The sequence below is a fragment of the Nocardia sp. NPDC051833 genome (assembly GCF_040681225.1).
Lineage (GTDB): Bacteria > Actinomycetota > Actinomycetes > Mycobacteriales > Mycobacteriaceae > Nocardia.
Map to the genome: position 1 here is coordinate 142,045 of NZ_JBFAYK010000006.1, position 10,642 is coordinate 152,686.

Genomic DNA, 10,642 nt, shown 5'->3' on the forward strand with positions numbered 1-10,642 from the left:
CGAGGCTGCACCCCACGATCCCGGTTCCGAGGAAAGGACGCCATGTTCTACTGGCTGCTCAAGTTCGTCTTCCCGGGACCGTTCATGCACCTATACAACCGACCCGTGGTCGAGGGCGTCGAGAACGTCCCCACCGACGGGCCGGCGATCATGGCCGGCAACCACCTCTCGTTCTCCGACTGGCTGTTCGCGCCGCTGCTGAGCCCGCGCCGGATCAGCTACCTCGCCAAGGCCGAGTACTTCACCACCCCCGGCCTCAAGGGCCGCCTGCAGAAGTTCTTCTTCAGCGGCACCGGCCAGTACCCGATCGACCGCAGCGGCGCCTCGGCCGCCGAGGACGCGCTCAACGCGGCCCGCAAGCTGCTCGACAAGGGCATGCTGGTCGGCCTGTACCCGGAGGGCACCCGCTCCCCCGACGGTCGCCTGTACAAGGGCAAGACCGGCATGGCGCGGCTGGCGCTGGAGACCGGCGTCCCGGTCATCCCGGTCGCCGTCATCGGCACCGACAAGGTGAGCCCGCCCGGACCGTTCAAGTGGCGTCGGCAGCGGGTCACCCTCAAGTTCGGTGCGCCGCTGGATTTCTCCCGCTACGAGGGGATGAGCGGTAACCGCTTCGTCGAGCGCGCCGTCACCGACGAGGTGATGTACGAGCTGATGCGTCTCACCGGCCAGGAATACGTCGACGTCTACGCGCACAGCCTCAAGAAGGGCGTCGCCCCCACCGACCGCCAGCTCGAGGCGACCCGCATCCCCGACACCGCCGCCAGCTGACTAGTCCCGCGGCGCCCGGCGCCGCGATGAGCTGACCCACAGCACCGGCCGACGGCAAGCGGATCGTAAGCGCCGTCGGCCAGACTGCTCGCATGTTCAAGCAATTGCTGGCCGCGGCCGGTGTCGGCGGCGCCGAAGTGGAAACCGAATTGTTCACCCCCGGTGCGCAACCGGGTGGCGTGGTCGAGGGAGTGGTCCGGCTGCGCGGCGGCCGCGTCGACCAGTCGATCGGGCACGTGGCCGTCGAGTTCGTCACCCGCGTCGAGCGTGAGTACGCCGACGGCGAGGAACACGTCACCGACCACGGCTTCGGCCGGGCCGGGGTGGCCGGTCCGTTCCCCCTCCTCGCCGGCACGGTGGCCGAATTGCGCTTCGCCGCACCGGTTCCCCTCGAGACACCGATCACCTTCTTCGACGGTCAGCACCTGCCGGGCGCCGGTGTCGCGCTGCGCACCGTGGTCGACATCCACGGCGCCGTCGACGCCACCGACACCGATCCGCTCGGCATCGGGGCACTGCCCGCCCAGCACGTCGTGCTCGATGCCGTGCGGCGCATGGGTTTCGGGCTGCACTGCACCGATGTGGAGGCGGGCACCATCGCGGGCACGCCGCAGCGGCTGCCGTTCTATCAGGAGATCGAGTTCGGTCGCTCGCACCACTTTCCCCGGGTGAATCAGCTCGAGCTCACCTTCGTCGCCGCCGAGCACGGCATGAGCGTCGTCCTGGAAGCCGATATCGAGGGCGGCTGGTTCCGCGAGGATCGCGACGGCATCGGCACCTTCTGGGTCGACTACGCGCACCTGGCGCAGCACGACTGGACCGCCGAGATCCATCGCACGTTGCACGGGCTCGGCGCGCTCGGCTGAGCTACCCGCGCCGACCCGCGACGCGCCCCGCACCCGGTTGATAGCCTCACAGGAACACGGCGCCGGGTAGGCGTCGACTCATTCCGGCGGGGCAGTGAGGTGGACATGGTCGGTCGCGACCCCGAGGGCCGGGTGCTGCCGTTCGCCCGCTCCGCTCCGGACACCCGCGTCGGCCATCCCCCCACCGGCAAGGTCGTGCGCAGCGCCCGGCTGGCCGCGGTGCCGGTCGCCTATGCCGGGCGGCGCATCGCCGGGTTCGGCAAGAAGGCGATCGGGCGCGCGCCCGAGGACGTCGACCGCGATATCCGGGCCAGGACCGCCGAGCATCTGTTCCAGGTGCTCGGCGAACTCAAGGGCTGCGTCGCGAAACTGGGTCAGCTGCTCGGCCTGCTGGAACTGGGCCTGGCCCCCGATCTGGCCGAACCGTTCCGCCAGGCGATGGCACGGCTGCACGATTCCGCGCCCGCCATGCTGCCCGCCGCCGTGCACACCGAACTGGCCGCCCAGCTCGGCCCCGACTGGCGTTCGCTGTTCCTGGAATTCGACGATCGCGCCTCCGCGGCCGCCTCGGTCGGCCAGGTGCACCGCGCCCGCTGGCACGACGGCACCCCGGTCGCGGTCAAGGTGATGTATCCCGGTGCGCGCCGGGCCGTCCTGGCCGACCTGCAGGCCCTGCGCCGCGCCACCCCGCTGTTCACCGCGCTGCTGCCCGGCGCGGATACCCGGCCGGTGATCGAGGCGCTGTGCGAGGAGATCAACGCCGAACTCGACTACGCCCGCGAGGCGGCCAATCAGCGGGTGTTCGCGGCCGCCTTCGCCGACGATCCCGACGTGGTGCTGAGCCGGGTGATCGCCCAGCGCGGTGACGTGCTGGTCACCGAATGGCTCGACGGTGTCCCATTGTCGCGGTTGATCGTGCGCGGCGAGGCGGCCGAGCTCGACCGCCTCGGCGTACTGATCCTGCGCTTCCTGTTCTCCGCGCCCGCCCGCGCCGGCCTCGTCTACGGCGACCCGCACCCGGGCAACTTCCTGCGCATGCCCGACGGCCGCCTCGGCGTCGTCGACTTCGGCGCGTGCACGCCGTGGCCCGCCGCCTTCCTCGACGTCGCGGGTGATGTCGGCGCCGCGGTGATCGCCGACTCCCCCGCCGATCTCGAGGTCGCCATCCGCCGCCACGGTTTCGTTGCCCCGGGCCGCGAGCTCGACATCGCCACCGTCGCGGCCCGCCTGCAACCGGTGCGCGACGCCCTGCTGTCGCCCACCTACCCGCTCTCCGCCGACTGGCTGCGCAAACAGGTCCGCCTCGCGACCGACCTGCGCCTGTCGAACGTGCTGCGCCAGTTGACGATGCCGCCCGGCCACACCCCCATCCTGCGTTCCTTCCTCGGCGGCGTCGCCGTCCTGTGCCAGCTCCAGACCGAGGTCCCCCTCCGCGCCGAGTGCACCCGCTGGTACCCCGACACGGCCGCCGCGGCCGGCCTGTGAGCGCGGCGCGCGTCCGGACGGCCGGTCAGATCGCGCGGTCGCGGTTGTCCCAGTAGGGCTGCCGGAGTTCGCGTTTGAGGATCTTGCCGCTGGCGTTGCGTGGGAGTTCGGCCGTGAGATCGACGGTGCGCGGGCACTTGTAGCCGGCCAGGTGCTCCCGGCAGAAGGCGATGAGGGTGGCGCCGTCGATCGAACCGTCCGCGACCACCACGGCTTTCACCGATTCGCCCCAGTGCTCGTCGGGGACCCCGATGATCGCGGCGTCGGTGACGGCGGGGTGGTCGAGCAGGACGCGTTCGACTTCGGGGCCGTAGACGTTCTCGCCGCCGGTGATGATCATGTCCTTGAGCCGGTCCTCGATGTAGACGTAGCCGTCCGCGTCGACGCGGCCGATGTCGCCGGTGCGCAGCCAGCCGTCGGTGGTGACGGTCGCGGCGGTGTCCTCCGGGCGGTGCAGGTACCCGGTCATCCGCTGCGCGCCACGGAACCACAGTTCGCCCTGCTCGCCGACGGGTGCCTCGGCGCCGGTGACCAGGTCGACCACGCGGACATCGACGTTCGGGTAGGCCCGGCCCGCGGACAGCAGCAGCTGGGGCCGGTCGGGATCGCGGTGCTCGGCCGCCCGCAACGCGCAGACCACCCCGGACAGCTCGGTCTGCCCGTAGACCTGCACGAAGCCCAGGTCCGGCCAGGCCGTCAGCGCCGCGCGCAGCAGCGGCAGCGGCATGGGAGCGGCGCCGTAGCCCAGGTACTTCAATCGCGCGACCGCCCCGATCGCGGGCTCGCCCGCGGCGAGCAGCCTGGCGATGACCGGCGGGACGAAGAAGGCGTGGGTCGCCCCGGCGGCCAGCCCCGCCAGCACCGAGGGACCGTCCGGTTCCCGCAGCACGATGCTGGCGATGCCCGCCCGAATCCCCAGGAACGCGTAGCAGATTCCGCCGACGTGGAACATCGGCATCGCGACCAGGTTCACGTCGCCGGAGTCGACCGGGAAGATCGACTGGATGTTCTCGGTGTGCACCACCAGGGCCCGCTGGCCGAGCACCACGCCCTTGGGGCGTCCGGTGGTGCCCGAGCTGTAGATCAGCAACGCGTCGGCGGTGTCGGACAGGTCCGGGTCGGGGGTCACCGGGGAGGCGGCGGCCAGGAAGGATTCGTACTCGTCGTGCTCGCCGCCGAGGACGAGCACCGTCAGCCCGGGTGTCAGCCGGTCCCGGATGGCGGTCAGCGCGGGCAGCAGTTCGTCGTCGACGACCAGCACCCGCGGCGCGCAGTCGTCGAGGACGTAGGCCAGTTCGTCGCCGGCCTGGCGCCAGTTCACCATCGCGGTGGCGGCGCCGAGCGCGGCCGCGGCGAAGGTCAGCTCGAGGCACGCCGGATGGTTCTTGCCGAGGTAGGCGATGCGGTCGGCGGGCCGCACCCCGGCCGCGCGCAGGCCCCCCGCGGCGCGCCGGATGCGGTCCCACCACTGCGCCCAGGTCCAGCTCCGCTCGCCGTAGGACACGGCGGTGGCGTCGGGGGTGCGCACTGCCCACCGTTCGACGAAGTCGTAGAGCAGTTCGGGTCGCGGGGTGGGGGCGTCGGTTTCGGACAGCAACATCTGACTCCTCGTCGAGACCAATGTAGTCCATGTGGACTAGTGACACATTTCACCATCGGTCACACTTATAGTCCAGATGTCCTAGTAAATTCGTTCTCGACCGGGACCCGCGCGGCCGACCGCTAGGGTGGACCGAGCACGACCCGACCGGAACCGAGGGAGGCAGCACCGTGACGAGCCCGACGCGCGGGGAGCGAGCTCGCGCGACCGTCATCGATGCCGCCATCGCCATCCTCACCGCGGGCGGCTACACGGCCCTGACCACGCGCGCCGTCCAGGCCGAATCCGGCATCTCGCGCGGCTCGCTGCTGTTCCAGTTCCCCACCCGCGAGGACATGCTCACCGCGACCATCGAGGAGCTCGTCGCACGCCGCGCCGTCCGCGCCCAGCGGATCATCGACGGCTTCGACGCCGACCCGCCCGCCGACCGGCTCGCCGCCGCCATCGCGGCCGTGCGCGAATTGTTCTCGGGCCCGGACTTTCTCGCCGAGATGGAGCTCTGGTCCGCCGCGCGCACCAACCCCGCGCTGCACGCCACCCTCGTCCCGCTGGTCGAACGGATCAGCGCCAAGCTGCGCACCCAGCTCGCCCAGCTGTTCGGTCCCGAGATCGCCGCCCATCCCGACTTCCCGCGCATCGCCCTGCTCACCGTCGAGATCGCGCGCGGCCTGGCCTTCAGCGCCCCGATCCGCCGCGGCACCGGTGACCGCACGCTGCTCGACTACTGGCAGGCCGCCGCCGCCCGGATGCTGACCGACGACAACACCACCGCCGACGCCTACCCGCTGCCGCTCGACCTGCTCGTCTGACCGCCCCGGCACGGAAGACCGTTAGCCGACCGTACGACACCGTTCATGTGGCGTTGCCGCGCCCGCGTCCCGGCGTTCCGACCGGCGCTGCACCGTGGCATCCATGGCAGGTTCGGATTTCGCGATGTCCCGGCGCACGCTGCTGCGCGCCACCGCCCTCGGTCTGGCGACCACGCCCGCGCTGGCGGCGTGCGGCGACGGTCCCGGCCTGGTCACGGCCAGGCCCGCGCTGACCCACGGCGTCGCCGTCGGTGACCCGCGCAGCGACGGCGCGCTGATCTGGGCGCGCTCGGACCGCCCCGCGACCCTGATCGTGGAGACCGCGGCGACCGAGAAGTTCAGCGACGTCAAGCGATTCACCGGCCCCCTGCTCACCCCGGCCACCGACGGCACCGGCCGGGTGCGCGTCAACGGCCTGCCCGCGGGCCAGGTCGTGCACTACCGGGTGCGCCTGGAGGGCGAGGACGGCGCGAGCTCGGACACCCTGACCGGCGTCTTCCGCACCGCGCCCACCGCGCCCGCCGACATCAGCCTGCTGTGGTCCGGCGATGTCGCCGGCCAGGGCTTCGGCATCAACCCCGAACTGGGCGGCATGAAGGTCTTCGCCACGATGGCCGCGCGCGACCCGCACCTGTTCCTGCACTCCGGCGACTGCGTCTACGCCGACAACGCACTGAAGGAATCGGTCACCCTGCCCGACGGCCGGGTCTGGAAGAACATCACCGCCGAGGCCAAGAACGCCCCCGCCGAGACCCTCGACCAGTTCCGCGGCAACTACGCCTACAACCTCACCGACGACAACTACCGCCGCTTCAACGCCGCCGTCGCCCAGGTGGTCCAGTGGGACGACCACGAGACCACCAACAACTGGTACCCCGGCGGCACCGTGGCCGCCGACAAGGGCTACACCGAGCGCAGCATGGACACCCTGGCCACGCGCGCCTGGCAGGCCTTCCACGAGTGGATGCCGTTGGAGCCGAGGGAAGCCGTCGACGGCCGCCTGTACCGCAAGATCTCCTACGGCCCGCTGCTGGACGTCTTCGTCCTGGACATGCGCGCCTACAAGGACGCCAACGGCGCCAACACCGCGGCGCAGGGCGCCATCTTCGGCACGGCGCAGACGAAGTGGCTCAGCGACGGCCTGCGGGATTCGAAGGCCACCTGGAAGATCGTCGCCGCCGACCTGCCGCTGGGCCTGATCGTCCCCGACGGCAAGACCGCCTTCGAGGGCCCGGCCAACGCCACCCCCGGCGCGCCCAGCGGCCGCGAGACCGAGATCGCGCAGGTGCTCTCGGCGATCAAGGCGAACAAGGTCACCGACGTCGTCTGGCTCACCGCCGACGTGCACTACACGGCGGCACACCACTATTCGCCCGCGCGCGCCGCCTACACCGATTTCGACGAGTTCTGGGAGTTCGTCTCGGGTCCGCTCAACGCCGGGGCGTTCGGCCCGAACGAGCTCGATCCGACCTTCGGGCCGGAGGCGGTCTTCGTGCACGCGCCGCCAGCGCCGAACACCTCGCCGCTGGACGCGCAGTACCAGCATTTCGGCGAGGTCCGCATCGACGGGCGCTCCGGCGAACTGACCGTCGACCTGTGCGACGCGACCGGGAAAGTCCTGTTCACGAAGCGACTCGCGCCTACGCGGAAGTAGCTCCGAGGTACCGTGCGCAAGAATCGCCGAGCTGTGGTTAGCTATGCGGTCATGGGCACGCCGCACTCCGTCATCTCCGAAGAATATCTCCCCCGGGACACCGCGGATGTCGTTCGCACTGTACGTGATTCGCGCGATCGTTCGGAACGGTTGACGGTTCGCGGCGGCGAGCAGACCGAAGAGTCCTATGGCCTGACCGATCAGCGCGCGGTGCTCTCGCTGCGCAAGATGAATTCGGTGCTCGACATCAACCTGGGCAGGCGGACGGTCCGGGTGCAGGCGGGTGCCAAGCTCTCCGAGATCGACCGCCGCCTCGGCGCGCACGGCCTCGGCCTGCCGGTGGTCGGCGACCATCGCGACATCACCGCGGGTGGCTTCGCCTCCGTGGGTGGCGTCAGCACCGCCTCGCACCGCTACGGCATGTTCATCGATCAGATCGTCGACCTCGAGTACGTCGACCCCGACGGCCGGATCGGCACCTGCGGGCGCGGCCACCACACCGAGCGGTTCCACCGCATCCTCGGCGCGGGCGGGCGCGCGGGCATCATCACCGCGCTGACCCTCGATGTCGTCGAGGTCGACAAGGACCACACCTGGCTGACCACCGACGCCGACCGGTTCCTCGATTTCGATTCCTTCGTCGAGCACGCCACCACCGAGATCACCAACCCGGGCAGCGCGGCGCTGCAGGTCGGCCGCTGGGTCGACACCGCGCCACTGAAGGTGGCCCGCCCGGTCGGCACCGGCCAGGTGACTCTCGGCGCCGTGCGCTTCGGCCAGTGGTCGAGCCTGTACCCCACCGCTCCCACCCGTGGCCTGCGGGCGCGGCGCGAGGTCGGCACCCGCACCCGCAAGTCGCTGGGCGCCATCGCCTCGGCGGCGGGCGGGCGCGCGGGCATGCCGGTGCGCAACGCCGCGGCAGGCGCGCTGATGTTCGCGCCCAAGGTGCTCACCATGCGCGACGCGGAGTACCTGGCCGACACCGTCATCAGTTCGTCGGAGCGCGGCCCGGCCTACCGGGTCGGCGTGTTCGCCCCGCTGGCCAACTACGGCTCGGTCTTCTACGGCCTGCACGACCTGTTCGCCGCCCACCGCGAACGCACCGGCTGCTTCACCGTCATCTCCGCGATGACCTACGGCGTGCGCTCCCCGTACCTGCGGGCCGAGGCCGCCGCGCGCGGCCTGTCGCCTGCCGACTACGGCCTGATCACCTTCACCTGCCGCCTGCGTCCCTCCGCGCTGCCGTCGGAGCAGCTGCGCGAGATCGTCTCCGGCATCGACGACATCTGCCGCTCGGAGCAGGCGCTGCGCTACAGCGTCTAACCCACAGCCCAACAGGAAAGGCCCCACCGGATTCCGGTGGGGCCTTTCCTGTGTATGTGTGGAGCTGTGTCTGTGTAGTTGTCGCTCAGTGCTTCTCGGCGCCGATGTAGTACTCGAAGACCAGGCCGGCGGCCGCACCCAGGACGCACACCACGCCCAGGGCGATCAGCCACGGCTGGAAGAACGCCAGGCCCAGCGCGGTGACCGAACCAGCGGCGGCCAGGGTGATCGGCCAGAAGCTGCCGGGCGAGAAGAAGCCCAGGTCACCGGCGCCGTCGACGATCTCGGCCTCCTCGTAGTCCTCGGGCCGCAGGTCGATGCGGCGCGCGACGAACCGGAAGTAGGTGCCGATGATCAGCGACAGGCCCGCGGTCAGCACGATCGCGGTGGTACCGGCCCACTCGATGCCGGTGCGCGACTGAGCGGTGAAGAAGCCGTAGACGATGCCCACCAGGATGAAGAACGCCGTGAGCAGTTCGAAGATCCGCGCTTCGATCCTCATATCAGAATCCTCACTTGCTCTCGTTCACCGAAGCGCTCTTGATGTCACGCTTGGTGTTGAAGGGGTACGTGGAGGTGGCCACCGGCGACTCGCCGATCGACTCGAGCGCCTCGCCGTTGGTCTTGCCGTCGATGCGCGCCTGCATGTACTTGGCGTACTTCTCCGGCGAGACCGCGCGGACCTCGAAGTTCATCATCGAGTGGTAGGTACCGCACATCTCGGCGCAGCGGCCGACGAACGCGCCTTCCTTCTCGATCTCGGAGATCTGGAAGACGTTGTCGGACTGGTTTTCCTTCGGGTTCGGCATCACGTCGCGCTTGAACATGAACTCCGGCACCCAGAAGGCGTGGATCACGTCGGCGGCGGCGAGCTGGAACTCGATGCGCTTGCCGGTCGGCAGCACCAGGACCGGGATCTCGGTGCTGGAACCGACGGTCTCGACCTTGTCGTAGTGCAGGTACGAGAGGATGTCGTTGGCCGGCTTGCCGTGCACCGGGCCCGGCTGCGGGTGACCCTCTTCGTTCTTGCGCTCCTCGTACTGCGCGAGCTGCTCTTCGTTCGCCAGCTCACGCTCGGAGTCGATGCCGTTCCAGGTCAGCCCGCCGACATTGTTGATGTTGCGGTAGCCGAACTTCCAGTTCCACTGGAACGCGGTCACGTCGACGGTGACATCCGGGTTGTCCGTCTTCTCGTGCACGTAGTTCTGCACGACCACGGTGAAGTAGAACAGCACCGCGATGATCACGAACGGGATCGCCGTGTAGGTCAGCTCCAGCGACACGTTGTAGCCCGTCTGGCGCGGGAACTCCGGAGAGTCCTTGCGCTTGCGGTGCATGATGACGGTCCAGAAGGTCAGACCCCAGACCAGCACGCCCATCGCGAGCGCGGCCAGCACGGACCAGGTCCACAGCTCCCGCATCCGGGTGGCCTGCGGCGTGATGCCCGAGGGCCAGCCGAACCGCAGCCATACATTGTCGATCGAGCAGCCCGAGACGAGGACGGCAGTGATCCCCAAGGACACCGCCAGCCCGGCCCGTCGAAGGATGCGGCCCTGCCGACCCCGAACGGGTCGTGCCCCGATCTCTTCGCTCGCCTTGTGCGCCACGCTCACGCCTTCCTGGTCGCTACACATTCCGACACATTGCGTCGTCCGGGCCGCGATCCGCCCGTTCCGACACCGCTTTCAAGCACGTTTCAGGCCGCCCTCGAGTATTGCCGCTGTGACGCCTGCACACCTGAGAAGGACCTGAGTACTACGCAGCGTAGACCAAAGCGGGCACCGAGTTGTCGCGGGGTCGTATTCGACACTCCGCCGATACCGAGACCGGGTAGCCGACCTGCGAATACGTTGCCATGGACCGCATCACGCCCTCGCCGGTCGTCACACATGCCCCGCGGGAGGTGCCATCGACTGCGGGCGCCAGTAAGGTGACTGCATTGCATTGCTACGACATCGTTCTACCGCAATGCGCCGCCCAGACCCCCGGGCCCCAGTAGGCCAGACGTTAGAGCGTCTATGCGCTCGCTTCCAGAGACGAGGTTGCCGACACCGTGTGCGGACTGCTCGGATTCCTGACAGCTGATACGGCGACGACCGAGGTGGTCGATCAGGTGTACGACGCGCTGCACTGC

At 69.9% G+C, this 10,642-nt stretch carries 9 protein-coding genes; 6 read left to right on the forward strand and 3 right to left on the reverse strand.

Features of this window, described 5'->3' with window-relative positions; all coding sequences use genetic code 11:
- Nucleotides 1–42: 42 nt before the first annotated feature.
- The 3 genes from AB0L91_RS32550 (at nt 43) to AB0L91_RS32560 (ending at nt 3,122) form a co-directional block, all read left to right on the forward strand.
- On the forward strand, nt 43–771 hold the full coding sequence (locus AB0L91_RS32550; RefSeq protein ID WP_355280083.1) for a lysophospholipid acyltransferase family protein: 729 nt from the start codon (nt 43–45) through the stop codon (nt 769–771).
- 92 nt (nt 772–863) lie between these two features.
- Nucleotides 864–1,637, forward strand: coding sequence for a sporulation protein (locus AB0L91_RS32555; protein ID WP_365016454.1), 774 nt, complete (start codon nt 864–866; stop codon nt 1,635–1,637).
- 105 nt (nt 1,638–1,742) lie between these two features.
- Nucleotides 1,743–3,122: an AarF/ABC1/UbiB kinase family protein gene (locus AB0L91_RS32560; protein WP_365016455.1), complete on the forward strand. Its 1,380-nt coding sequence runs from the start codon at nt 1,743–1,745 to the stop codon at nt 3,120–3,122.
- Between the two features lie 25 nt (nt 3,123–3,147).
- Here the strand turns inward: AB0L91_RS32560 and AB0L91_RS32565 are convergent, their stop codons facing one another.
- The gene (locus AB0L91_RS32565; protein WP_365016457.1) at nt 3,148–4,722 is read right to left on the reverse strand and encodes an AMP-binding protein; all 1,575 of its coding nucleotides are present in this window, start codon (nt 4,720–4,722) and stop codon (nt 3,148–3,150) included.
- Nucleotides 4,723–4,892: 170 nt separating this feature from the next.
- On the opposite strand from AB0L91_RS32565, the gene AB0L91_RS32570 reads away from it, so the two are divergent.
- The 3 genes from AB0L91_RS32570 (at nt 4,893) to AB0L91_RS32580 (ending at nt 8,508) form a co-directional block, all read left to right on the forward strand.
- Nucleotides 4,893–5,531 (forward strand): TetR/AcrR family transcriptional regulator, encoded by a 639-nt coding sequence (locus AB0L91_RS32570; RefSeq protein ID WP_357349278.1) that lies wholly within the window; start codon nt 4,893–4,895, stop codon nt 5,529–5,531.
- A gap of 103 nt (nt 5,532–5,634) precedes the next feature.
- On the forward strand, nt 5,635–7,185 hold the full coding sequence (locus AB0L91_RS32575) for an alkaline phosphatase D family protein (protein ID WP_365016459.1): 1,551 nt from the start codon (nt 5,635–5,637) through the stop codon (nt 7,183–7,185).
- Between the two features lie 51 nt (nt 7,186–7,236).
- Nucleotides 7,237–8,508, forward strand: coding sequence for an FAD-binding oxidoreductase (locus AB0L91_RS32580; RefSeq protein ID WP_355280066.1), 1,272 nt, complete (start codon nt 7,237–7,239; stop codon nt 8,506–8,508).
- An 85-nt stretch (nt 8,509–8,593) separates the two neighbouring features.
- Here AB0L91_RS32580 and AB0L91_RS32585 read toward each other — a convergent pair whose 3' ends face one another.
- Both AB0L91_RS32585 and AB0L91_RS32590 read right to left on the reverse strand, forming a co-directional pair.
- A complete protein-coding gene (locus AB0L91_RS32585) occupies nt 8,594–9,010 on the reverse strand; it encodes a cytochrome c oxidase subunit 4 (RefSeq protein WP_365016461.1) in 417 nt (138 codons plus the stop codon).
- Between the two features lie 10 nt (nt 9,011–9,020).
- Entirely contained in the window at nt 9,021–10,115 is a 1,095-nt protein-coding gene (locus tag AB0L91_RS32590; RefSeq protein WP_355280179.1) for a cytochrome c oxidase subunit II, read from the reverse strand.
- Between the last annotated feature and the right edge of the window lie 527 nt (nt 10,116–10,642).

What these genes read in the sequence shown, in the direction of transcription:
- AB0L91_RS32550 (WP_355280083.1), top strand. Translation starts at nt 43, where the DNA reads ATGTTCTACTGGCTGCTCAAGTTCGTCTTCCCGGGACCGTTCATGCAC.
- AB0L91_RS32555 (WP_365016454.1), top strand. Translation starts at nt 864, where the DNA reads ATGTTCAAGCAATTGCTGGCCGCGGCCGGTGTCGGCGGCGCCGAAGTG.
- AB0L91_RS32560 (WP_365016455.1), top strand. Translation starts at nt 1,743, where the DNA reads ATGGTCGGTCGCGACCCCGAGGGCCGGGTGCTGCCGTTCGCCCGCTCC.
- AB0L91_RS32565 (WP_365016457.1), bottom strand. Translation starts at nt 4,722, where the DNA reads ATGTTGCTGTCCGAAACCGACGCCCCCACCCCGCGACCCGAACTGCTC.
- AB0L91_RS32575 (WP_365016459.1), top strand. Translation starts at nt 5,635, where the DNA reads ATGGCAGGTTCGGATTTCGCGATGTCCCGGCGCACGCTGCTGCGCGCC.
- AB0L91_RS32580 (WP_355280066.1), top strand. Translation starts at nt 7,237, where the DNA reads ATGGGCACGCCGCACTCCGTCATCTCCGAAGAATATCTCCCCCGGGAC.
- AB0L91_RS32585 (WP_365016461.1), bottom strand. Translation starts at nt 9,010, where the DNA reads ATGAGGATCGAAGCGCGGATCTTCGAACTGCTCACGGCGTTCTTCATC.